Raw genomic sequence first — 21,835 nt, forward strand, 5'->3', positions numbered from 1 at the left:
GTCAACGAAAACGCCGCAACGAGGCGGCGTTTTGGCAGGGAAAATCTCGCGGCTTTAGCGGGGTTTGCGCACCAGGCGGCGACATACTGTGAGCACAACTGCAGCAATGATAGCAGAGACACCCAATTTAATGGCAATGACAGCCGAGTCGAAATTATTCATCCCTATTTCACCATCACCGCTAATTTCTATGTTGTTGGAAACGAAGCTGTCGAAAATTCCGTCTGGCAGGTAGCGCAACAACAAAAAGGTTAGCAACAAGAACAGAACAATCCAGAGACTTTTTTTCATTGTGATACCACGCATTTACTGTAATCAGGCTCGCCTTGAACATCTATACGACCGTACGCCATCAGCCCTCGACCTCCAGGCACTCTCACCTTTCTACGCCTTAGCAGCGCATCCCGAAGGATCTGGAAATCACTCGATAAATCAGCGTAGTTAAGCCTGCATATCTGCATAACGTTGAATTTCCTTATTCAATGATCCGAACGTTTTGCAGTCTACTTAGAGGTGAACGGATTGAAAAGAGGACGGCAGTTTTTCAGGATGATCCTGACAAACAAGGAAGGTGCGGGTTTCCGTGCTAAAAAAACCCGGTTTGGCAGGCGCCTAACCGGGTTTGATTTGATATCGTCAACGATTACTTAATCGGCAGCTTGATGTCCTTGAACATCGCTTCAATCTCTTCGTTGGAGCGCAGCGCCACTGCGCTGTCGACCACGTCGCGCGTCAGGTGCGGCGCGAAGCGCTGAATGAAGTCGTACATGTAGCTGCGCAGGAAGGTGCTGCGGCGGAAGCCGATTTTAGTGGTGCTGTAGGTGAAGATATCGCGCGCATCCACCGTCACCAGATCCGGATCCTGCACCGGATCCACCGCCATGCTGGCGATCACCCCTACCCCCAATCCCAAACGCACATAGGTTTTAATCACGTCGGCGTCAGTGGCGGTAAAGACGATGCGCGGCGTCAGGCCGGCGCGGTTGAAGGCGGTGTCCAGCTCCGAACGACCGGTAAAGCCGAAGGTGTAAGTGACGATCGGGTAAGCCGCCAGTTCTTCAATGCTGATGCTGCTTTTGCCCGCCAAAGGATGATCGGGCTTCACCACCACCGCACGGTTCCAGTGGTAGCACGGCAGCATGATAAGATCGTCATACAGGTGCAGCGCTTCGGTGGCGATGGCGAAATCTGCGGTGCCCTTGGAGACCGCTTCGGCGATCTGCGTCGGCGAGCCCTGATGCATGTGCAGCGAGACACGCGGGTAACGCTCGATGAAGCCTTTAATCACGTTGGGCAAGGCGTAGCGAGCCTGGGTATGCGTGGTGGCGACGTACAGCGAGCCTTTGTCCGGGTAGGTGTGTTCACCGGCGACGGCCTTGATGGCGTCTACCTTGGACAGCACTTCACGCGCGATGCGAATGATTTCCTGGCCGGCCGGGGTGACCTGGGTCAGGTGCTTGCCGCTGCGGGCGAAAATCTGGATGCCCAGCTCATCTTCGAGCATGCGCACCTGTTTACTGATGCCGGGTTGAGAGGTATAGAGCCCTTCTGCCGTCGAGGAGACATTCAGGTTGTGGTTAACCACTTCCACAATGTAACGAAGCTGCTGCAATTTCATATCTTATACCATCCTAGGTTAAACACTGCGGCTTACCCGCAGCCAGGTATATCGGTGTCGCCCCGGTATGCTGAAACTCACAAGCCATAAACCCCGTGTTCTACCCTGATGGTGAAGAAAACGCCGTTGTTAATAAGCTTTAATAATAAAAAAACTTTTTATATAACCACTATACCACGATGCAGCTTCAAGTATAGATCCGCGTCACACTATGATAACGATTATTTTGCATGGGTATCAACGTGAAACGGCGGTGTCGGAGGGATAAAAACAGCAAAGGATAGATCCGTTTGCCCCTTTTCACCAATAAAAAAACCAGCCGCCAGGGCTGGTTTTTCATCTTGCGGGCAGGACATCGGCCTTACTTCTTGCCTTCGACCCACTTGCCGTCCACGTAGAACGCGGACCAACCGGTCGCCTTGCCGTCTTTTTCAGAGGAGACGTACTGCTGCTTGGTTTTACGGCTGAAACGCACCAGGGTTTTGTTGCCTTCGGCATCCGCCACCGGCGCATCGGCCAGGTAGCGCAGTTTCTCCGGCAGACGATCCTTGAAGCGAGCCAGTTCCTCCACCAGCGGCGCGCGGGTCTCGCGCGATTTAGGGAAGGTGTTGGCCGCCAGGAACACGCCGGCAGCGCCGTCACGCAGCACGAAATAGGCGTCGGACTTCTCGCACGGCAGCTCCGGCAACGGCACCGGATCTTCCTTCGGCGGCGCGACATCGCCGTTACGCAGGATCTTGCGGGTGTTTTTGCAGTTCTCGTTGGTGCAGCCCATGTACTTGCCGAAACGCCCCATTTTCAGGTGCATTTCCGAGCCGCACTTGTCGCACTCCACCACCGGGCCATCATAGCCTTTCAGACGGAACTCGCCCTCTTCGATCTCATAGCCGTCACACGCCGGGTTGTTACCGCAGACGTGCAGCTTGCGCTGGTTGTCGATCAGATAGCTGTCCATCGCCGTACCGCATTTCTGGCAGCGGCGGCGGGCGCGCAGCGCGTTGGTTTCCGCGTCGTCGCCTTCGAGGATGTTGAGCACTTCCGCTTCCGGCACCAGGTTGATGGTGGTTTTGCAACGTTCCTTCGGCGGCAGCGCGTAGCCGGAACAGCCGAGGAAGACCCCGGTGCTGGCGGTACGGATGCCCATCTTGCGGCCGCAGGTCGGGCAGTCGATGCTGGTCATCACCATCTGGTTAGGCCGCATGCCGCCTTCTTCCGGATCCTTCTCCGCCGTTTCAAGCTGCTCGCTGAAGTCGACGAAGAATTCGTCCAGCACCGCTTTCCACTCGGCCTGGTTGTTGGCGACCTCATCGAGGCCGTCTTCCATGCGCGCGGTGAAGTCATAGTTCATCAGCTCGCGGAAGTTCTCTTCCAGACGATCGGTGACGATCTCACCCATTTTCTCGGCATAGAAACGGCGGCTTTCCACCCGCACATAACCGCGATCCTGAATGGTCGAGATGATGGAGGCGTAAGTGGACGGACGGCCGATGCCGCGTTTTTCCAGCTCTTTCACCAGCGAGGCTTCGCTGTAGCGCGCCGGCGGCTTGGTGAAGTGCTGGCTCGGGATCAGTTTCTGCAGATCCAGCTCGCTGCCGATTTCGACGAACGGCAACGTGCGATCTTCATCGCCTTTGCGCAGGGCCGGCATCACCTTGGTCCAGCCGTCAAAGCGCAGCGTACGGCCCTTGGCGCGCAGCTGATAATCGCCGGCTTTCACCGTCAGCGTGGTGGAATCGTATTGCGCCGGCGTCATCTGGCAGGCGACGAACTGACGCCAGATCAGCTGATACAGCTTCTGCGCGTCCGCTTCCATGTCTTTGAGCTGCTCGGCGAGCACGTTCACGTCCGAAGGACGGATCGCTTCGTGCGCTTCCTGCGAATTCTCTTTGCTGCTGTACTGATTCGGCGCCTTCGGCAGGTATTTATCGCCGAAGTTGTCGCCGATGTAGCCACGCACCATGTTGAGCGCATCCTGGCTCAGGTTGGTGGAGTCGGTACGCATATAGGTGATGTGACCGGCTTCATACAGCCGTTGCGCCATCATCATGGTTTTCTTCACGCCGAAGCTCAGGCGGGTGCTGGCGGCCTGTTGCAGCGTGGAGGTAATGAAAGGCGCGCCCGGCTTGCTGCTGGTCGGTTTGTCTTCGCGATCCAGCACCGTGTAGCGGGCTTTTTCCAGCAACTTGACCGCGGCGTGCGTCTGCTCGCGGTTGACCGGCTTGAACGGTTTGTCGTGCGCATGGGTCACTTCCATCTGCAGCGCGGTGTCACCCTTCGCCAGCAGATCGGCATGCAGCTCCCAGTACTCTTCCGGCACGAACGCCTTGATGTCGCGCTCACGCTCAACCACCAGGCGCACCGCCACCGACTGTACGCGGCCGGCGGACAGGCCGCGGGCGATTTTTTTCCACAGCAGCGGCGAGACCATATAGCCCACCACGCGGTCCATAAATCGGCGCGCCTGCTGCGCGTTGACGCGGTCAATGTTCAACTCGCCCGGCTGTTTGAACGCCTGTTGGATCGCGTTTTTGGTGATTTCGTTAAACACCACGCGGCTAAAGCGTTTGTCATCCCCACCGATCACTTCCCGCAGGTGCCAGGCGATGGCTTCCCCTTCGCGGTCAAGGTCGGTTGCGAGATAAATGTGGTCGGCGTTTTCCGCTAACGATTTTAACTCGGCGACCACTTTTTCTTTACCCGGCAGGATTTCATAATGCGCTTTCCAGCCGTGGTAAGGGTCGACGCCCATGCGATTTACCAGCGCCGCCTTCTCATCTTTTTTAACTTTTTTCTTGGCTTTGTCTTCGGTTGAGTCAGCGCTCTTTTTGCTGGCTGAGCCACTGGTCGGCAAATCACGGATATGACCGACGCTGGACTTCACCACGTAGTCACTTCCTAAATATTTATTAATAGTTTTGGCTTTTGCCGGGGACTCAACTATTACGAGAGCTTTACCCATATTTACCTTTACCTAATTTATTTCTTCTAAAAAGAAGTCTTTTATCTCGCCGTGCCGCGGCAATTCGTGTCTCTTTTTTTATATTGCGGCAGTCTGGCAAGAGATCAACAGATTTTTTTCTTTTGGTTGCCCAACTGCTCAACCTGAACGCAAGTTGTTGATCCTGCCTGCTATTCACCCATGCCCAGAAGTATGGCTGCGTGATTTTTATTCATGGCGTAAACAAAACCTTCCACCCGACGCCGCAAAATCCCACACTGTACCTGATAAAAAGCGTCACGCAACCTAATTAGCACGGAAAGGCAGATTTCGCCAACCGGCCGCCGCCCATGGCCATCCAGACGGCAAATAAACCTTAGTCGGTTTGCGGATAAAAGCGAACCGGCGTTAGAATATGCGCAGCGTTTTTTGTTTGGAGTCTAATAAATGCACAAGAATACTGCACCTATCGGCCGCGAGGCCCTGCTGGCGGAAGCAAATAACATCATCCGCCAACACGAAGATTATCTGCACGGCATGATCGCCACCGACGTTGAACAAAAAAGCGGCGTTTTAGTTTTTCGCGGCGAATACTTTTTAGATGCCGATGGATTGCCCACCGCCAAAACCACCGCCGTATTTAATATGTTTAAACATTTGGCTCACCTGCTTTCGGAAAAATACCATTTGGTCGATTGAGAAAACAAAACGGGGGCGCCTGGCCCCCGTTGATTCCTGCACTTCTCGCCTTACAACAACGGCTTTTCCCCGCGCTGCCACCAGCGCAACAGCAAACGATCGACGCTTTCCGCCGCGCTGCCGGTGAAACGATCCATCAAACGTTTACGACGCGCATAGCGCACGGCGATCACTTCGTGGTTATCCAACTCGGCGATCAACAAATCGTCGCTGGTGCCGATGGCGTCGATAAGGCCTTTCTCTTTGGCCTGGGTCCCGAACCAGTGCTCACCGGTGGCGACGCTGTCGATGTCCAGCGACGGGCGCTGCTCGTGCACGAAGCGTTTGAACAGCTCGTGCGTTTCGTTCAGATCTTCGCGGAACTTCTCGCGCCCCTGCTCGGTATTTTCACCGAACAGCGTCAGCGTACGTTTAAACTGCCCGGCGGTATGCAGCTCCACGTCGATGTCGTTTTTCTTCAGCAGGCGGTGGAAATTCGGGATCTGCGCCACCACGCCGATGGAACCGATGATGGCGAACGGCGCCGCCACGATGCGATCCGCGACACAGGCCATCATGTAGCCGCCGCTGGCCGCCACTTTATCCACCGCCACCGTCAGGCGGATGCCGCCTTTGCGCAAGCGCTCCAGCTGCGAAGCCGCCAGGCCGTAGCCGTGCACCACCCCGCCCGGGCTTTCCAGACGCAGCAGGACTTCATCCTGCGCCGAGGCCACCGCCAGCACCGCGGAGATCTCTTCGCGCAGCGACGTCACCTCGTGCGCATCCATGCTGCCCTTGAAGTCCAACACGTACAGGCACGGCTTGTCCACTTCCACCGCGCCGGATTTGGCGCGCTGCTTCTTCAATTTGTCATCAGATTTGGTCTGCTTCTTGAACTGTTTCAGCCAAACCTTTTGCTCGGCAGTATCCATACGCGCCAGGCGCATATCGCGCTGCATTTCGCGATACTGTTCACCGAGATCGGTCAGCTGCAGCTCCCCTTTCTGGCGGCTCTTGCGTTGCCCCAGACTGACCGCCAGTATGGCCAACGCGGCGATGGCGAGCACCACCGTGGCGACCTTGGCCAGAAACAGGCCATAAACAGATATAAACTCCACAGATTCCGCCTTTATTTACAGGTTGTTAGTATGATTCTTTCCATTTTAGCCAACCGCAGCGCCTGCTGTCGCGGCTAAATGAAAATTCATTGCGTTCTGCACGTCACTATGGGGACGATTCAAGGCCGAACCAAGCCGCCGCCGCGCCGCTTTTGTTACAAAAGAATGCCATTTCAGCCTGCTACGCATTGAAAATGCGTACGGATTAAGGCATATAACACCCATTATTCATCAATATGATGAGACAGATTCGCTGCGCGGCCCGCAGAAGGTCGAGCTCTCGCTCCCGCCCTGGCCGCGCGTTTCACCCTTGCTCCCCACGATACGCGGGAGAACAGCCACCCAGGCGAGGATTTATCGTGCATTACCAACCCAAACAAGATCTGCTCGAACAACGCATTATTTTGGTCACCGGCGCCGGAGACGGCATCGGCCGCGAAGCGGCGCTGACCTACGCTCGCTTCGGCGCCCAGTTAGTGCTGCTGGGACGCACCGAAAGCAAACTGCTGGCGGTACAACAAGAGATCGCGGCCCAGGGCGGCGCCCCGGCCCTGGTGGTCACGCTCGACTTGCTGCACGCCACGCCGGAGCAATGCCGGCAGATAGCCGACGATCTGGCACGCCAAATCCCGCGCCTGGACGGCGTGCTGCACAACGCCGGCCTGCTGGGCGACATTGCGCCGATGGCCGACCTGTCAATAACCATGTGGCAAGAGGTGATGCAGGTTAACGTCAACGCCACCTTTATGCTGACTCAGGCGCTGCTGCCGCTGCTGCTGAAATCCCACGCCGGGTCGCTGGTGTTCACCAGTTCCAGCGTCGGGCGCACCGGCCGCGCCGACTGGGGCGCTTATGCGGTGTCGAAGTTCGCCACCGAAGGCATGATGCAGGTATTGGCCGATGAATACAAAAATCGTAATTTGCGGGTAAACTGCATCAATCCGGGCGGAACTCGCACCAAAATGCGCGCATCCGCCTTCCCGCACGAAGACAAAAACAAGCTGAAAACCCCGGCTGACATCATGCCGCTGTACCTGTATCTGATGGGCGAGGACAGCCGGCGAAAAACCGGCATGAGCTTCGACGCCCAGCCGAACCGCAAACCCGGCGCGGCCGAATAATAAGGAGCGTTTCATGGCGGAAGATCGTCATCAACAGCGCCAGCAGCGCCTGAAAGAACAGGTCGATGCACGCATCGCCGCGGCGCAGGACACCCGCGGCCTGCTGCTGGTGTTTACCGGCAACGGCAAAGGCAAAACCACCGCCGCCTTCGGCACCGTCACCCGCGCAGTCGGTCACGGCATGCGCGCCGGGGTGATCCAGTTCATCAAGGGCGAGTGGCCCAATGGCGAAAAAAACCTGCTGCAGCAACATGGCGTTGAATTTCAGGTGATGGCTACCGGCTTCACCTGGGAGACGCAGAACAAGGCAGGCGACACCGCCGCCTGCCAGGCGGTGTGGCAGCACGGCAAACGCATGCTGGCCGACAGCGGCCTGGATCTGGTGCTGCTGGACGAAGTGACCTACATGTTGACCTACGGCTATCTGGAGCTGGAAGAGCTCAAAGAAGCGCTGCGGCAGCGCCCTGCGCACCAAACGGTGATACTGACCGGGCGCGGTTGCCATCGCGAGCTGCTGGAAATGGCGGATACGGTTACGGAGATGCGGCCGGTGAAACACGCGTTCGACGCGGGCATCAAGGCGCAACAGGGGATCGATTGGTAACAAAACGTTCTGGCCCCGAACGGGGCCAGAATGACGGGATTAGCTGCGTTTGCTCGGTTTGCCCGATTTACTCGGTTTGCTGCCCGGCGCACTGCGACGGCCGCTGCCGGCCACCTGCGAGTGACGCTTGACCGCGCGACGGATTTGGTTAGCCTTCACGCGGCGGCGCTCACGCTCCACCGGCATCTTGCTGACCGTTTCCGGTTTCAATTCCACCAGCTCGCGCAGGTAGTTGATCGCCGGCAGGTCCAGCTCGGCCCAGCCGCCGCGCGGCAGGCCTTTCGGCAGATCGATATCGCCGTAGCGTACGCGGATCAGGCGGCTCACCTGCACGCCCACCGCTTCCCACAGGCGACGCACTTCACGGTTGCGGCCTTCGGTCAGGGTCACGTTGTACCATTGGTTGAGGCCTTCACCGCCCTGGAAGCTGATGGTGCGGAACGCGGCCGGGCCGTCTTCCAGTTGCACGCCTTTGCTCAGTTGCTTCACTTTCGCATCGTCGACCTGGCCGAACACGCGCACCGCGTACTCGCGTTCCACTTCACGGCTTGGGTGCATCAGACGGTTGGCCAGTTCGCCATCGGTGGTGAACAGCAGCAGACCGGAGGTGTTGACGTCCAGGCGCCCTACCGCCACCCAGCGCGAACCGCGCAGCTTCGGCAAGCGATCGAACACCGTCGGGCGGCCTTCAGGATCGCTGCGGGTACACAGCTCACCTTCCGGTTTGTAGTAAGCCAGCACGCGGCAGACCACTTCTTCGGACTCTTTGATCGACAGGACATGGCCATCCAGACGAATTTTCATCGCCGGGGTCACTTCAACGCGATCGCCCAGCTTGGCGACCTTGCCGTCGACGCTGACGCGCCCGGCTTCAATCATGGTTTCGATTTCACGACGCGAGCCGTGCCCGGCGCGCGCTAATACTTTCTGTAACTTTTCGCTCATTGAGCAACCTCTAATGTCGCCTTCACAGGCGTCGGGGGGATAACCGCCGCGGCCAATCGCCGCAACGGTAATAATACGTTTATCAGGATCGAACCGCGCATTATACAGGCTTTCTAAGGTGTTGAAACCCACTTTATCGGCGGTGACCCCAAGCGGCGTTCACGGCGCCAAGAAGTCCTCCACCGCCCTCAGCACCGCGTCGGGCCGTTCCAGAATGCCGAGGTGAGTGCGGGCCTCTTCTAATCGCGCCACGGAGAAAAACGGCCGCTCGGCGGCAAATGCCTGCTGTTGCCGCAGATAGTCATCGCGGCGATCCAGCGAGTAAATATGCCGGCACGGCGGCGGCGCGCTCATCCCCGCCAGGCGTTGCAGCGGCGAACCGAATTGCCGGTAGGCCTGTTCGATGGCCACGCCGGCGGCGCGCCAGAGCCGGTCATCCTCCTGCGCCATCTCGACCTCCAGATGGCGTTTGACCCGACCGTGGCGGATGCCGCCCTGCCAGAAGTCGAACAAGGCGTCGCGCGCCGCCAACCACTGCTGCGGCTGTTGCATGCGGCTCACCGCCGCAAAGAACGCCGGCTCCGGGTGCGTCATGATCCAATCGAGAAACACCATGCCCCGCACCTGCTGCGGCAACGCCTCGGCCAACGCCACCGCCAACCAGCTGGCGTGCGCCACCGACAGGGTGATCACGTTGTCCAAACGCAGCGCCGTCAGCAGTTGGCGCACATCCTCCAGCAAATCGTCCGCCGTCAGCGACATCTCCGCCGCTTTTGACGACAGGCCGTGGCCACGCCAATCGAGACTGATCGTCCGATAGCGTTCGGCCGCCAGCGCGATGAACGGCTCAAACACGGTTTTCGGTTCGCACCAGCCGGGCAGCAACACCAACGTGAGCGGCCCTGAGCCGATATCCTGATAATCGAGCGTCATGTTGGCACTGTGAAATGCGGTCATATTACCTCCTGCACGTCTCTCCCCGACCCGTTCGGGAATTACCGACGGGCTAAGGGTGACAGCGCAGCAGGTCGTGATCTATTGAAGTTCGTGCGGAAAAGCCCCGAGCGCACCTTATGAAAAAATGCGCACTTATTGGAAAGGGAATTTAATGGCGCACGCAGGGATAGGCGGCGCTCAACGCCAGCATAATCACCGACGGTGCGGAATAATGCAGTTGCTCGGGATGTTCGTTCAAGTACTGCATTACCGCGTCGGCGGCTACGCCGATGCTCATTCCGGCCTCTGGGCAGATATTGCGATTGCCCTGCATGGAATAGGTATCGAATACGCCGGCGACGTATCCCATAAACATGCCGCCATTCAGCGCTTCGGCCACGGTAGCTTCACCGCTTTTATTTTTTACGTAACCGCCGGATTCCGCCAGCAAACCGCTGCCCGAATAAAAACCCGCATTTGCCATTGAGGAAAATAATAAGGCCGCTAAAAAAGAAACCTGTTTAATCATTGCTGCGCATCCTGCCCATTATCAATTCTGAAGTCTTAAAGAATAGCGGCTTTCACGCGAAATAGCGTCGCTTCAGCCGTTTTTCAGACAATGGGCAAGGTGGCAATATTTTACATCAGCGGAAAGGCGCCGCGTCGCCGGCGCCTTCGCGCACCACTTCCGGCGAGGATTCGGTCAGATCGATAACCGTGGTCGGCTGTTGGCCGAGGAAGCCGCCGTGGATCACCAGATCGACCACCTTACCCAAATGATCGCTGATCTCTTCCGGATCGGACTCGGCGAAATCATTGCCCGGCAGCATCAGCGTGGTGGACATCATCGGTTCGTTCAACGCCTCCAACAGCGCCAGCGCGATCGGGTTCGACGGCACGCGCAGGCCGATGGTTTTGCGCTTTTCATTCATCAGGCGGCGCGGCACTTCTTTGGTCGCTTTCAGAATGAACGTGTAGTTGCCCGGCGTATTGTTTTTGATCAGACGGAACGCCGTATTATCGACGTGAGCATAGGTCGACAACTCGGACAGATCGCGGCACATCAGGGTAAAGTTGTGGTTGCCGTCCAGCTGACGGATGCGGCAAATGCGCTCCATCGCCGCCTTCTCTTCCAGCATGCAGCCCAGCGCATAGCCGGAATCGGTGGGATAAACGATCACCCCCCCTTTGCGCAGCACCTCTACCGCCTGGTTGATCAGGCGCGGCTGCGGGTTGTCCGGGTGAATATAAAAAAGCTGACTCATGACTTGCTCCTAAAATGATGCCCGCGCGCGTTGCCACGCGCGTAAAATCAGACCGCCTGGCCCGGTTGCGGCCAATCGCGCCACACCGGCTCGACGCCGCCCGGCAGCCACAGCTTGCGCCCCAGTTCGATCCACGAGCAAGGTTGATGGAAATCAGAGCCTTGCGAGGCCAACAGGCGGTAGTCTTGCGCGTATTTCGCCAGCTGAGTGCGCTCATGCGGCGCCTGCTGACACTGCGCCACTTCCATGGCGTCGCCGCCGTGTTCGGCGAAATGCGCCAGCAAGCGTTTCAGCCATTTCGCGGTCAAATCGTAACGGCCCGGGTGCGCCATCACCGCCTGGCCGCCCGATTGATGAATCGCATCAATGGCTTGTTCTATTGTACACCACTGCGGCGGTACATAGCCGGTTTTCCCCTTGGCCAGGTATTTCTTGAACACCTGAGCCATATTGTCCGCCACACCGATCTCCACCAGGTAACGGGCGAAATGGCCGCGGGTCACCGCGCCGGCTCCGGCCAGGCGCTGGGCGCCGGCATAGGCGTCGGGAATACGCGCCTTGCCCAGCCGCACGCCGATCTCCTGCGCCCGCCGGTTGCGGCGTTCGGTTTGTTCCGCCAACAGCGCCACCAGCGCCGGATGCGCGACGTCCATACCCAACCCAACAATATGGATTTCATGATTTTCCCACAGCGTCGAGATTTCCACTCCATTGACCAACCGCAACGGCAACGCCTGCTCCGCGATGGCGGCGGCGGCCTCGGCCAGCCCGGCGGTCGTGTCGTGATCGGTGATCGCCAACACACCCACGCGCATCTCTACCGCCCGCTGCACCAGCTGCGTCGGCGTCAGGTAGCCGTCGGAGGCGGTCGTATGGCTGTGGAGATCGTACAGGGTAAAAGCGGTGGATTGAGGGTTACTGTCTGTCAAAACGGCTATCCGGCAATGGCTTGGTTTTCTATCATACCTGCGATCGGCGGCCGGACGGAAATCTATTCTGCCCCGGCTGGGCGCGCGGGCGGGATGATGAACAGAATTCACGCTGACCGCTAAAACATTGTACAAAAAGGGGGTTGACTTTGCCCTCGCGAACCAGTTAACTAGTACACAAGTTCACGGCAGTGGCCGTGTCGGATGAGAGTTAACAAAGAGAGTCTGCAAATGAACACATACATTTCTCTTCACGGTTGGTGGCTTACCTCCCTCTTGTTGCGGGCGGTGTAATCGCGCATAGCTGTCATCTGACAATGCAGATTTCCTGAGCCCGCACCTGATGCGGGCTTTTTTATGGACAGAATTCACTGGAACCACCGATGATGAACATCAAACCACAATTGACATTACTGAAGGCGCAGGCCAGTTACCGGGGCGATCCCACCACCCTTTTCCACCAGCTGTGCGGCGCCCGGCCGGCCACCCTGCTGCTGGAATCGGCGGAAATCAACAGTAAACAGAATCTGCAGAGCTTGCTGGTGATCGACAGCGCGCTGCGCATCACCGCGCTGGGTCACACCGTCAGCGTGCAGGCGCTCACCGCCAATGGCGCGGCGCTGCTGCCGCTGCTGGACGAAGCGCTGCCGCCCGAGGTCAGCATTCAGGCGCGCCCAAACGGCCGCGAGCTGACCTTCCCGGCGATCGACGAGGTGCAGGACGAAGACGCGCGCCTGCGCTCCCTGTCGGTATTCGACGCGCTGCGCACGCTGCTGACCCTGGTCGACTCCCCGGCGGACGAGCGTGAAGCCGTGATGCTGGGCGGCCTGTTCGCCTACGATCTGGTCGCCGGTTTCGAAAACCTGCCGACGCTGCGCCAGGATCAACGTTGCCCGGACTTCTGCTTCTATCTGGCGGAAACCCTGCTGGTGCTGGATCATCAACGCGGTTCCGCCCGATTGCAGGCCAGCGTCTTCAGCGAGCAAGCGAGTGAAATACAACGCCTGCAGCAGCGTCTGGCACAATTGCAGACCGAATTGAAACAAACCCCGCAGCCAATCCCGCATCAAAAGCTGGAAAACATGCAGCTGAGCTGCAACCAGAGCGACGAAGAGTACGGCGCGGTGGTCAGCGGGCTGCAGGAAGCGATCCGTCACGGCGAGATTTTCCAGGTGGTGCCGTCGCGCCGCTTCTCCCTGCCGTGCCCGGCGCCGCTGGCGGCCTACCAGACGTTGAAAGACAACAATCCCAGCCCGTACATGTTCTTCATGCAAGATGACGAGTTCACCCTGTTCGGCGCTTCGCCGGAGAGCGCGCTGAAATACGACGCGGGCAATCGCCAGATCGAAATCTACCCGATCGCCGGCACCCGCCCGCGCGGCCGCCGAGCCGATGGTTCACTGGATCTGGATCTCGACAGCCGCATCGAGCTGGAAATGCGCACCGACCACAAAGAGCTGGCCGAGCACCTGATGCTGGTCGATCTGGCGCGCAACGATCTGGCGCGCATCTGCCAGGCCGGCAGCCGCTACGTGGCCGACCTGACCAAAGTGGATCGCTATTCGTTCGTCATGCACCTGGTTTCCCGCGTGGTGGGCACCCTGCGCGCCGATCTCGACGTGCTGCACGCCTACCAGGCCTGCATGAATATGGGCACCCTGAGCGGCGCGCCAAAAGTACGGGCGATGCAGCTGATCGCCGCCTCCGAAGGCACGCGCCGCGGCAGCTACGGCGGCGCAGTAGGCTACTTTACCGCCACCGGCGATCTGGATACCTGCATCGTCATTCGCTCAGCCTACGTCGAAGACGGCATCGCCACCGTGCAGGCCGGCGCCGGCGTCGTGCTGGACTCCATCCCGCAGGCGGAAGCCGACGAAACCCGTAATAAAGCCCGTGCCGTGCTGCGCGCCATCGCCACTGCGCACCATGCCAAGGAGGTGTTCTGATGGCCGATATCCTGCTGCTCGACAACGTCGACTCCTTTACCTACAACCTGGTCGATCAGCTGCGCGCCAGCGGCCACCAGGTGGTGATTTACCGTAACCAGATCGCCGCCGAGGTAATCATCGAGCGTCTGGCGCAGATGGAACAGCCGGTGCTGATGCTGTCGCCCGGCCCCGGAGCCCCTTCCGAAGCGGGCTGTATGCCGGAACTACTGCAACGCCTGCGCGGCCGGCTGCCGATCATCGGCATCTGCCTCGGCCACCAGGCGATCGTCGAAGCCTATGGCGGCCAGGTCGGCCAGGCGGGGGAAATCCTGCACGGCAAAGCCTCGGCGATCGTTCACGACGGTGAAGGCATGTTCGCCGGCATGGCCAACCCGTTGCCGGTGGCGCGTTACCACTCGCTGGTCGGCAGCAACATCCCGGCCGATCTGACCGTCAACGCCCGGTTCGGCGAGATGGTGATGGCGGTACGCGACGATCGCCGCCGCGTATGCGGCTTCCAGTTCCACCCGGAATCGATTCTGACCACCCATGGCGCGCGCCTGCTTGAGCAGACCCTGGCCTGGGCGCTGGCGAAGTCATAAAAGGAACACGACGATGCAACCTATCCTTGAGAAACTGTACCGCGCTGAATCGATGAGCCAGCAGGAAAGCCAACAGCTGTTCAGCGCCATCGTGCGCGGCGAACTGGAGCCGAGCCAACTGGCGGCGGCATTGATCAGCATGAAAGTCCGCGGCGAGCGCCCGGAAGAGATCGCCGGCGCCGCCAAAGCGCTGCTGGAAGATGCTCAACCGTTCCCGCGCCCTGACTACCCGTTTGCCGATATCGTCGGCACCGGCGGCGACGGCACCAACAGCATCAATATTTCGACCGCCAGCGCCTTTGTGGCGGCGGCGTGCGGCGCGAAAATCGCCAAACACGGCAACCGCAGCGTCTCCAGCCGCTCCGGCTCTTCGGATCTGCTGGCGGCATTCGGTATCCGTCTGGATCTGCCGGCGGAAGAGGCGCGCAAGGCGTTGGACGATCTTGGCGTGTGCTTCCTGTTTGCGCCGCAGTACCACACCGGCTTCCGTCACGCCATGCCGGTACGCCAGCAGTTGAAGACCCGCACGCTGTTCAACGTGCTGGGCCCGCTGATCAACCCGGCGCGTCCGCCGCTGGCGCTGATCGGCGTTTACAGCCCGGAACTGGTGCTGCCGATCGCCGAAACCCTGCGCGTGCTGGGCTATCAGCGCGCGGCGGTGGTTCACGGCGGCGGCATGGACGAGGTGGCGATCCACGCCCCGACGCACGTGGCGGAATTGAACAACGGCGAAATCTGCAGTTATCAGCTCACGCCGCAGTCCTTCGGATTGGAAACCTATCCGCTGGAGGCCTTGCTGGGCGGCACGCCGGAAGAAAACCGTGACATTTTGGCGCGGCTGTTACAAGGTAAAGGCGAGCCGGCGCACGCCGCGGCGGTCGCGGCCAACGTCGCGTTGCTTCTGAAGTTATTCGGACATGAAGACCTGCGCCAAAATGCGCGGCAGGCACTGGATATGATCAACAGCGGGCAGGCCTATGAGCGTGTCATCGCACTGGCGGCAAGAGGATAAATGATGCAGGAAACCGTGCTACACAAGATTGTCCGCGACAAAGCGCAATGGATCGCGGCGCGACAACAGCAACAGCCCCTGGCCGGCTTTCAGAATGACATCGTACCGAGCGAACGCAGCTTCTACCACGCGCTGCAGGGCACCCGTACGGCTTTCATTCTCGAATGCAAGAAGGCCTCGCCTTCCAAGGGGCTGATTCGCGAAAACTTTGATCCGGTGGAGATCGCCACGGTCTATAAAGATTTCGCCTCGGCGATCTCGGTGCTGACCGACGAGAAATACTTCCAGGGCAGCTTTGATTTCCTGCCGCTGGTGAGCAAAACCGTCAGCCAACCGGTGTTGTGCAAAGACTTTATCATCGACCCGTATCAGATTTACCTGGCACGCTACTACCAGGCCGACGCTATCCTGCTGATGCTGTCGGTGTTGACCGACGAACAATACCGCCAGCTGGCGGCGGTGGCCCACAGCCTCAATATGGGCGTGCTGACCGAAGTGATCAGTGAAGAAGAGCTGCAGCGGGCGATCGCGCTGGAAGCCCGCGTGGTCGGCATCAATAACCGCGATCTGCGCGATCTGAGCATCGATCTGGGCCGCACCCGGCAGTTGGCGCCGCGCGTGCCGCATGGGGTGACGGTGATCAGCGAGTCGGGCATCAACAACTACGGGCAGATCCGCGAGCTCAGCCACTACGCCAACGGTTTCCTGATCGGCAGCGCGCTGATGTCGGAACCCGATCTGCGCGCCGCCGTGCGCCGTGTGATCCTGGGCGACAATAAAGTGTGCGGCCTGACTCGCCCACAGGACGCCGCCGCCGCGTATCAGGCCGGCGCCATCTACGGCGGATTGATTTTCGTCGGCCGCTCGCCGCGCTATGTGGATATCGTCCGCGCCCGCGAAGTCATTTCCGGCGCGCCGCTGAAGTACGTCGGCGTCTTCTGCGACGCCCAGCTCGATACCGTGGCGCTGACCGTGGAGCGCCTCGGTCTGCAGGCGGTGCAACTGCACGGCGCGGAGGACCAGGCCTATATCAGCGCCCTGCGCGCCCGCTTGCCGGCCGATTGCCGCATCTGGAAAGCGCTGAGCGTGAAAGAACGGGTGCCGGCGCGCGATCTGCAGCATGTCGATCGCTATCTGCTGGACAACGGCGCAGGCGGCACCGGCCAACGCTTCGACTGGTCGGTATTGCAAGGCGAAGATCTGACCAACGTTATGCTGGCGGGCGGTCTGCGCGCCGACAACTGCGTCGAAGCGGCCAAGCTCGGCTGCGCCGGTCTGGACTTCAATTCCGGCGTGGAAAGCGAACCGGGCATCAAGGATCCCGCGCGCCTGGCCTCGGTCTTCCAAACCCTGCGCGCTTACTGAATACGGCTCTACATTAATAACGGATAATGACGGGAACTCTCATGACGCTGCTTAACCCCTACTTCGGCGAATTTGGTGGTCAATACGTGCCGCAAATTCTGATGCCGGCCCTGAAACAACTCGAAGAAGCCTTTGTCAGCGCTCAGCGCGATCCGGCGTTTCAGGCGGAATTCATCGATCTGTTGAAGAACTACGCGGGCCGCCCTACGGCGCTGACGCTGTGCAAAAATCTCACCGCCGGCAGCAACACCAAGCTCTATCTGAAGCGGGAAGATCTGCTGCACGGCGGCGCGCACAAGACCAACCAGGTGCTGGGCCAGGCCCTGCTGGCCAAGCGCATGGGCAAAACCGAGATCATCGCGGAAACCGGCGCCGGCCAACACGGCGTCGCTTCGGCGCTGGCCTGCGCGCTGCTCGGCCTGAAATGCCGTATCTATATGGGCGCCAAAGACGTTGAGCGCCAGTCGCCGAACGTGTTCCGCATGCGGCTGATGGGCGCGGAAGTGATCCCGGTGCACAGCGGCTCCGCCACCCTGAAAGACGCCTGCAACGAAGCGTTGCGCGACTGGTCCGGCAGCTATGAAACTGCGCACTATATGCTCGGCACCGCGGCCGGCCCGCACCCGTACCCCACCATCGTGCGTGAATTCCAGCGCATGATTGGCGAAGAGACCAAAGCGCAGGTGCTGGAGCGCGAAGGCCGCCTGCCGGATGCGGTCATCGCCTGCGTCGGCGGCGGCTCCAACGCCATCGGCATGTTCGCCGATTTTATCGATGACGCCGACGTTGGGCTGATCGGCGTGGAACCCGCCGGTCTGGGCATCGAAACCGGTCAACACGGCGCGCCGCTCAAGCATGGCCACGTCGGCATCTATTTCGGCATGAAGGCGCCGATGATGCAGACCGCCGAAGGCCAGATTGAAGAATCCTATTCAATCTCCGCCGGGCTGGACTTCCCGTCCGTCGGGCCGCAGCACGCCTACCTGAACAGCACCGGCCGCGCCGAATACGTGTCGATCACCGACGACGAAGCGTTGGAGGCGTTCAAAGCGCTGTCGCGCCATGAAGGCATCATCCCTGCGCTGGAATCTTCACACGCCCTGGCGCACGCGCTGAAAATGATCCGTGAAACGCCGCAAAAAGAGCAAATCCTGGTGGTCAACCTATCCGGCCGCGGCGACAAAGACATATTTACCGTTCACGACATTTTGAAAGCACGGGGAGAAATCTGATGGAACGTTATCAGCAACTGTTCACGCGTCTGGAAAGCAGCAAGGAAGGCGCCTTCGTCCCGTTCGTGACGCTGGGCGATCCTAATCCGGCGCTGTCGCTGCAGATTATCGACACCCTGATCGAAGCCGGCGCGGACGCGCTGGAACTGGGTATCCCCTTCTCCGACCCGTTGGCGGATGGCCCAACCATCCAGAGCGCGACGCTGCGTGCCTTCGCCGCCGGCGTTACGCCGACCCAGTGTTTCGAGCTGCTGGCGGCCATTCGTAAGAAGCACCCGACCATTCCCATCGGCCTGCTGATGTACGCCAATTTGGTGTTCCATAAGGGCATCGATGCTTTTTACCAACGCTGTGCGGAAGTGGGCGTGGATTCGGTGCTGGTCGCCGACGTGCCGTTTGAAGAATCGGCGCCGTTCCGCGCCGCGGCCGTGCGCCACGGTATCGCGCCCATCTTCATTTGCCCGCCGAACGCCGACGACGATCTGCTGCGTGAGATCGCTTCACACGGTCGCGGCTACACCTATCTGCTGTCGCGTTCCGGCGTCACCGGCACCGAAAGCCGGGCGCAGTTGCCGCTGCATCACCTGGTGAACACGCTGCGCGAGTATCACGCCGCGCCTCCGCTGCAGGGCTTCGGCATCTCCGAGCCCGAGCAGGTGAAGGCTGCGCTGCAGGCCGGCGCCGCCGGCGCCATCTCCGGATCGGCAATCGTCAAAATCATCGAACGGCACCATGCCAACCCGGCGGAAATGCTGACCAAGCTGGCGGCCTTCGTTAGCGCGATGAAGCACGCGACCCGCGCGTGATCCCCTTCGGCGAGCGCCTTGCCGGCGCTCGCCTTAACAGCTTGTTTCCCCTCAAAGTTTGTTCTATTTATTTACAGCAAAAATTTGAACAAACCCGCGTCTTGTCTCACAATAAACATTGTTCGCTATGCATTTCTTCGTTTGATTTGGGGAATGCGCTCGCTGCGGCGAAAAAACCGCATCGAATTTCAACCATAACATTGCATGGAGAGTAATTTATGAAGCTGTTTAAAACCCTTTCGGCCTTGTGCATGGCAGCCGTTGTGGCGGTCGCGGTGAGCGCTTGCGCACCGACGGCGAAATCAGAGGGAACAGGCGGTTATATCGATGACACCGTGGTCACCACCAAAGTGAAATCGGCGCTGCTGGCGGATAAAAACATCAAGTCGCGCGAAATCAGCGTGGAAACCTTTAAAGGACGCGTGCAGTTGAGCGGCTTCGTGACGTCAAGCGATGACGCCAACCGTGCGGTGCAGGTCACACGCGGCGTGGCCGGCGTGAAATCTGTTGAAAACGTCATGCAGGTTAAATAATACCGACACAGGGAGGCGCAATGCCTCCCTGTTTGCGGCCTTCATCAGAAGCGGTAACCCGCCCCAAACATAAACACCCACGGATCCAATCGCGTATCGAAGCTGTGGTGCCCACCGCTCGCGTCGTTGAAACGCGTTTTGGTTTCGATGTTCATCCACCACACCGACATGTTCAGCATCCAGTGCTCATCCAGGTTGTAATCCAGACCGGCCTGCGCCGCCACGCCCCAGGAGTCTTTCAGATCGAGGTTGCTCAACCCGGCGCTTTTGCCGTAGTCGTTGAACTTCTCGTCGAAGAAAGTGGTGTAGTTAACGCCGACGCCCAGATAAGGACGCAGTTTGTCCTGCTTGTCGCCGAAGTAGTATTGTGCCATCAGTGTAGGCGGCAGTTGATGAACGGTCGCCAGATCGGTGCCGCCCAGGGTAACCTTGTGGCGGAACGGTGTCGCGGCCAACAACTCAACGCCGATGTTGTCCGTCACCATATAACCGAAGGTCAAACCGAGCTGGGTATTGTTTTTCGCATCCAGCGATCCCAAACCCAATACGTTGTCCGAGCCCGCATTTGGACGCACCGTCGCGGTGCCCGCACGGAACAGGAAATCACCGGCCTGATGCGCACTTGCCAACATAGGCGCCATCATCGTCGCCAATACCACCAGAGTTGTCTTTTTCATTATCCATTCCATTTGTGTGGTTAATCTCTCGAAGGGGAATATACCTACTTTCGGGTATTTGTGATCCCATCGAGATCACATCTTATGTGTAAAATTTTAAAATCCCACCAAAAACAAGGTTACCTAACCGCTTAATAAATCAAGGATTGATCTGCATCAAAAAAACGATTTTGTTGCAAATTATCTACATGTTCAAATTTCAGTTGCGGAAAAAAATGTGGCTGAGGTAATTTCATCTTCCGTGTTGGTTTTGGTTGGTGCCGTGAGGAGTCGGCGGGCAATCAAGATGAGCGAAATCCTTAATCCCTGTGTCAGCTGCGGCGCATGCTGCGGTTATTTTCGAGTGTCATTCTATTGGGCCGAAGCCGAAGACGGCGGCGGCACCGTTCCCCTTTCCCTGACGGAGCCTCTGACCCCGTTCCTGCGCTGCATGCAGGGGACCAACAGCAAGTCTCCGCGCTGCACCGCGCTGGACGGCGAGATTGGCAAAGCCGTGTCGTGCTCGATTTATCTTAATCGGCCCAGCCCGTGCAGAGAGTTCGATCAGTCCGGTGAAAACGGCCTGCGCAACGAAGCCTGCGATCGCGCTCGCGAACGCTACGGCCTGCCCCCCTTGCCGGTGCCCTTGCCGCTGTCGTTGCCAGAGACGACGATCGTTGAAGAAATAGACGTAGTGCAATTCGCGGGGTGCCACAGCGGCGTGGAACAGGGTACAATCACCCACTGATTTATCTCTGTTTTCTCGACGCCAAGGAGTCTGCATGCCTATCACGGCCAACGCTTTGTACCGTGACAGTTTTAACTTTTTACGCAATCAACTGGCCAGCATCCTGATGCTGGCGCTGTTGACAGCGTTTATCTCGGTGCTGCTGAACCAAGCTTTCAGCCCCGATGCCGAACAGTTGGCGACGCTGGCCGCCTCCACCAGCGATTTCGCGTCGTCGACCGGCATGGGCATTCAGGACGTGATCCAGCAGATGACGCCGGAACAGCAGATGGTGTTGCTGAAAGTGTCGGCCGCCGCCACGTTCTCCGCGCTGGTCGGCAACGTGCTGCTGGTCGGTGGGATGCTGACGTTGATCCGTCTGGTGTCTCAGGGGCAACGCACCAGCGCCCTGCGCGCGCTCGGCGCCTCGGCGCCCGATCTGCCGCGCCTGCTGCTGCTGCTGTTTATCTGCACCTTGCTGATCCAGCTCGGCCTGACGCTGTTCGTGGTGCCGGGCGTGATCATGGCTATCGCCTTCGCGTTGGCGCCGGTGATCGCCTCCGTCGACAAGAAAGGCGTCTTCGCTTCGCTCAAGCTGAGCAGCAAATTGGCCTTCGCCAATGCGCGCGTGATTGTGCCGGCGATGATGCTGTGGTTGGCGGCCAAGCTGCTGGTGCTGTTTTTAGTGAGCAATCTGTCAGTGCTGACGCCGAACGTGGCCAGCGTCGTGCTGACCGCGTTAAGCAACCTGGTCTCCGCCCTGCTGCTGATCTATCTGTTCCGTTTGTATATGCTGCTGCGCGGCTGACGCCGGCGCAACAA

At 59.2% G+C, this 21,835-nt stretch carries 21 protein-coding genes, 1 pseudogene and 1 other annotated feature; of the genes and pseudogenes, 11 read left to right on the plus strand and 11 right to left on the minus strand.

Features of this window, described 5'->3' with window-relative positions; translation table 11 throughout:
* Nucleotides 1-54 precede the first annotated feature (54 nt).
* From ACSBQV_RS04765 to topA, 4 genes are all read right to left on the minus strand, one after another.
* Nucleotides 55-291 carry a hypothetical protein gene (locus tag ACSBQV_RS04765; RefSeq protein ID WP_079449787.1) on the minus strand — a complete coding sequence of 79 codons (237 nt, stop codon included), beginning with the start codon at nucleotides 289-291 and terminating at the stop codon, nucleotides 55-57.
* Nucleotides 292-643: 352 nt separating this feature from the next.
* On the minus strand, nucleotides 644-1,618 hold the full coding sequence (gene cysB / locus ACSBQV_RS04770) for an HTH-type transcriptional regulator CysB (protein WP_004930690.1): 975 nt from the start codon (nucleotides 1,616-1,618) through the stop codon (nucleotides 644-646).
* A 221-nt stretch (nucleotides 1,619-1,839) separates the two neighbouring features.
* Nucleotides 1,840-1,974: a hypothetical protein gene (locus ACSBQV_RS04775; protein ID WP_255201708.1), complete on the minus strand. Its 135-nt coding sequence runs from the start codon at nucleotides 1,972-1,974 to the stop codon at nucleotides 1,840-1,842.
* A 5-nt stretch (nucleotides 1,975-1,979) separates the two neighbouring features.
* A complete protein-coding gene (topA, locus tag ACSBQV_RS04780; protein WP_042784671.1) occupies nucleotides 1,980-4,577 on the minus strand; it encodes a type I DNA topoisomerase in 2,598 nt (865 codons plus the stop codon).
* Between the two features lie 426 nt (nucleotides 4,578-5,003).
* Between topA and ACSBQV_RS04785 the strand changes: the two genes are divergently transcribed.
* Entirely contained in the window at nucleotides 5,004-5,255 is a 252-nt protein-coding gene (locus tag ACSBQV_RS04785) for a YciN family protein (RefSeq protein WP_033650243.1), read from the plus strand.
* Nucleotides 5,256-5,305: 50 nt separating this feature from the next.
* Here the strand turns inward: ACSBQV_RS04785 and sohB are convergent, their stop codons facing one another.
* On the minus strand, nucleotides 5,306-6,352 hold the full coding sequence (gene sohB / locus ACSBQV_RS04790; RefSeq protein ID WP_099785812.1) for a protease SohB: 1,047 nt from the start codon (nucleotides 6,350-6,352) through the stop codon (nucleotides 5,306-5,308).
* A 359-nt stretch (nucleotides 6,353-6,711) separates the two neighbouring features.
* On the opposite strand from sohB, the gene ACSBQV_RS04795 reads away from it, so the two are divergent.
* Nucleotides 6,712-7,473 (plus strand): YciK family oxidoreductase, encoded by a 762-nt coding sequence (locus ACSBQV_RS04795; protein ID WP_033643264.1) that lies wholly within the window; start codon nucleotides 6,712-6,714, stop codon nucleotides 7,471-7,473.
* A 13-nt stretch (nucleotides 7,474-7,486) separates the two neighbouring features.
* Nucleotides 7,487-8,077 (plus strand): cob(I)yrinic acid a,c-diamide adenosyltransferase, encoded by a 591-nt coding sequence (gene cobO, locus ACSBQV_RS04800; RefSeq protein WP_033643265.1) that lies wholly within the window; start codon nucleotides 7,487-7,489, stop codon nucleotides 8,075-8,077.
* Between the two features lie 39 nt (nucleotides 8,078-8,116).
* On the opposite strand, the gene rluB is transcribed toward cobO, so the two are convergent.
* From rluB to rnm, 5 genes are all read right to left on the minus strand, one after another.
* Nucleotides 8,117-9,022, minus strand: a complete 906-nt coding sequence (rluB, locus tag ACSBQV_RS04805; protein WP_033643266.1) for a 23S rRNA pseudouridine(2605) synthase RluB — start codon at nucleotides 9,020-9,022, stop codon at nucleotides 8,117-8,119.
* 159 nt (nucleotides 9,023-9,181) lie between these two features.
* Nucleotides 9,182-9,979: an alpha/beta fold hydrolase gene (locus tag ACSBQV_RS04810; RefSeq protein ID WP_099785814.1), complete on the minus strand. Its 798-nt coding sequence runs from the start codon at nucleotides 9,977-9,979 to the stop codon at nucleotides 9,182-9,184.
* Nucleotides 9,980-10,127: 148 nt separating this feature from the next.
* Nucleotides 10,128-10,487 (minus strand): Rap1a/Tai family immunity protein, encoded by a 360-nt coding sequence (locus ACSBQV_RS04815; protein WP_016927523.1) that lies wholly within the window; start codon nucleotides 10,485-10,487, stop codon nucleotides 10,128-10,130.
* A gap of 115 nt (nucleotides 10,488-10,602) precedes the next feature.
* Nucleotides 10,603-11,223, minus strand: a complete 621-nt coding sequence (locus ACSBQV_RS04820; RefSeq protein WP_033643268.1) for an L-threonylcarbamoyladenylate synthase — start codon at nucleotides 11,221-11,223, stop codon at nucleotides 10,603-10,605.
* A 47-nt stretch (nucleotides 11,224-11,270) separates the two neighbouring features.
* Nucleotides 11,271-12,152 carry an RNase RNM gene (gene rnm, locus ACSBQV_RS04825; protein WP_042784676.1) on the minus strand — a complete coding sequence of 294 codons (882 nt, stop codon included), beginning with the start codon at nucleotides 12,150-12,152 and terminating at the stop codon, nucleotides 11,271-11,273.
* A gap of 252 nt (nucleotides 12,153-12,404) precedes the next feature.
* Nucleotides 12,405-12,511, plus strand: a sequence feature (Trp leader region).
* A gap of 24 nt (nucleotides 12,512-12,535) precedes the next feature.
* Between rnm and ACSBQV_RS04830 the strand changes: the two genes are divergently transcribed.
* The 6 genes and pseudogenes from ACSBQV_RS04830 (at nucleotide 12,536) to ACSBQV_RS04855 (ending at nucleotide 19,630) form a co-directional block, all read left to right on the plus strand.
* Nucleotides 12,536-14,098 carry an anthranilate synthase component 1 gene (locus tag ACSBQV_RS04830; RefSeq protein WP_033643270.1) on the plus strand — a complete coding sequence of 521 codons (1,563 nt, stop codon included), beginning with the start codon at nucleotides 12,536-12,538 and terminating at the stop codon, nucleotides 14,096-14,098.
* Nucleotides 14,098-15,694, plus strand: a pseudogene (gene trpD / locus ACSBQV_RS04835) (bifunctional anthranilate synthase glutamate amidotransferase component TrpG/anthranilate phosphoribosyltransferase TrpD). The gene ACSBQV_RS04830 and the pseudogene trpD overlap by 1 nt, the downstream one beginning before the upstream one ends.
* Before the next feature lie 3 nt (nucleotides 15,695-15,697).
* Nucleotides 15,698-17,059, plus strand: coding sequence for a bifunctional indole-3-glycerol-phosphate synthase TrpC/phosphoribosylanthranilate isomerase TrpF (gene trpCF / locus ACSBQV_RS04840; protein ID WP_099786184.1), 1,362 nt, complete (start codon nucleotides 15,698-15,700; stop codon nucleotides 17,057-17,059).
* A 26-nt stretch (nucleotides 17,060-17,085) separates the two neighbouring features.
* Nucleotides 17,086-18,291: a tryptophan synthase subunit beta gene (gene trpB, locus ACSBQV_RS04845; RefSeq protein ID WP_170852993.1), complete on the plus strand. Its 1,206-nt coding sequence runs from the start codon at nucleotides 17,086-17,088 to the stop codon at nucleotides 18,289-18,291.
* The gene (gene trpA / locus ACSBQV_RS04850; protein WP_099785819.1) at nucleotides 18,291-19,097 is read left to right on the plus strand and encodes a tryptophan synthase subunit alpha; all 807 of its coding nucleotides are present in this window, start codon (nucleotides 18,291-18,293) and stop codon (nucleotides 19,095-19,097) included. Before trpB ends, trpA begins: the two co-directional genes overlap by 1 nt.
* Nucleotides 19,098-19,315: 218 nt before the next feature.
* A complete protein-coding gene (locus ACSBQV_RS04855; RefSeq protein WP_016927515.1) occupies nucleotides 19,316-19,630 on the plus strand; it encodes a BON domain-containing protein in 315 nt (104 codons plus the stop codon).
* A 44-nt stretch (nucleotides 19,631-19,674) separates the two neighbouring features.
* Here ACSBQV_RS04855 and ompW read toward each other — a convergent pair whose 3' ends face one another.
* The gene (gene ompW / locus ACSBQV_RS04860; RefSeq protein ID WP_099785823.1) at nucleotides 19,675-20,307 is read right to left on the minus strand and encodes an outer membrane protein OmpW; all 633 of its coding nucleotides are present in this window, start codon (nucleotides 20,305-20,307) and stop codon (nucleotides 19,675-19,677) included.
* A gap of 286 nt (nucleotides 20,308-20,593) precedes the next feature.
* On the opposite strand from ompW, the gene ACSBQV_RS04865 reads away from it, so the two are divergent.
* Nucleotides 20,594-21,034 carry a YkgJ family cysteine cluster protein gene (locus ACSBQV_RS04865; RefSeq protein WP_033643277.1) on the plus strand — a complete coding sequence of 147 codons (441 nt, stop codon included), beginning with the start codon at nucleotides 20,594-20,596 and terminating at the stop codon, nucleotides 21,032-21,034.
* 34 nt (nucleotides 21,035-21,068) lie between these two features.
* Nucleotides 21,069-21,821 (plus strand): YciC family protein, encoded by a 753-nt coding sequence (locus ACSBQV_RS04870; protein WP_099818251.1) that lies wholly within the window; start codon nucleotides 21,069-21,071, stop codon nucleotides 21,819-21,821.
* The last annotated feature ends 14 nt before the right edge of the window (nucleotides 21,822-21,835 follow it).

It is taken from the genome of Serratia sp. B501 (assembly GCF_051172315.1).
Lineage (GTDB): Bacteria > Pseudomonadota > Gammaproteobacteria > Enterobacterales > Enterobacteriaceae > Serratia > Serratia ureilytica.

Excerpts from the sequence above, each read along its gene's own strand:
- ACSBQV_RS04765 (WP_079449787.1), bottom strand. The coding sequence starts at position 291 with ATGAAAAAAAGTCTCTGGATTGTTCTGTTCTTGTTGCTAACCTTTTTG.
- cysB (WP_004930690.1), bottom strand. The coding sequence starts at position 1,618 with ATGAAATTGCAGCAGCTTCGTTACATTGTGGAAGTGGTTAACCACAAC.
- ACSBQV_RS04775 (WP_255201708.1), bottom strand. The coding sequence starts at position 1,974 with ATGTCCTGCCCGCAAGATGAAAAACCAGCCCTGGCGGCTGGTTTTTTT.
- topA (WP_042784671.1), bottom strand. The coding sequence starts at position 4,577 with ATGGGTAAAGCTCTCGTAATAGTTGAGTCCCCGGCAAAAGCCAAAACT.
- ACSBQV_RS04785 (WP_033650243.1), top strand. The coding sequence starts at position 5,004 with ATGCACAAGAATACTGCACCTATCGGCCGCGAGGCCCTGCTGGCGGAA.
- cobO (WP_033643265.1), top strand. The coding sequence starts at position 7,487 with ATGGCGGAAGATCGTCATCAACAGCGCCAGCAGCGCCTGAAAGAACAG.
- rluB (WP_033643266.1), bottom strand. The coding sequence starts at position 9,022 with ATGAGCGAAAAGTTACAGAAAGTATTAGCGCGCGCCGGGCACGGCTCG.
- ACSBQV_RS04810 (WP_099785814.1), bottom strand. The coding sequence starts at position 9,979 with ATGACCGCATTTCACAGTGCCAACATGACGCTCGATTATCAGGATATC.
- ACSBQV_RS04815 (WP_016927523.1), bottom strand. The coding sequence starts at position 10,487 with ATGATTAAACAGGTTTCTTTTTTAGCGGCCTTATTATTTTCCTCAATG.
- ACSBQV_RS04820 (WP_033643268.1), bottom strand. The coding sequence starts at position 11,223 with ATGAGTCAGCTTTTTTATATTCACCCGGACAACCCGCAGCCGCGCCTG.
- ACSBQV_RS04830 (WP_033643270.1), top strand. The coding sequence starts at position 12,536 with ATGATGAACATCAAACCACAATTGACATTACTGAAGGCGCAGGCCAGT.
- trpCF (WP_099786184.1), top strand. The coding sequence starts at position 15,698 with ATGCAGGAAACCGTGCTACACAAGATTGTCCGCGACAAAGCGCAATGG.
- trpB (WP_170852993.1), top strand. The coding sequence starts at position 17,086 with ATGACGGGAACTCTCATGACGCTGCTTAACCCCTACTTCGGCGAATTT.
- trpA (WP_099785819.1), top strand. The coding sequence starts at position 18,291 with ATGGAACGTTATCAGCAACTGTTCACGCGTCTGGAAAGCAGCAAGGAA.
- ACSBQV_RS04855 (WP_016927515.1), top strand. The coding sequence starts at position 19,316 with ATGAAGCTGTTTAAAACCCTTTCGGCCTTGTGCATGGCAGCCGTTGTG.
- ompW (WP_099785823.1), bottom strand. The coding sequence starts at position 20,307 with ATGAAAAAGACAACTCTGGTGGTATTGGCGACGATGATGGCGCCTATG.
- ACSBQV_RS04865 (WP_033643277.1), top strand. The coding sequence starts at position 20,594 with ATGAGCGAAATCCTTAATCCCTGTGTCAGCTGCGGCGCATGCTGCGGT.
- ACSBQV_RS04870 (WP_099818251.1), top strand. The coding sequence starts at position 21,069 with ATGCCTATCACGGCCAACGCTTTGTACCGTGACAGTTTTAACTTTTTA.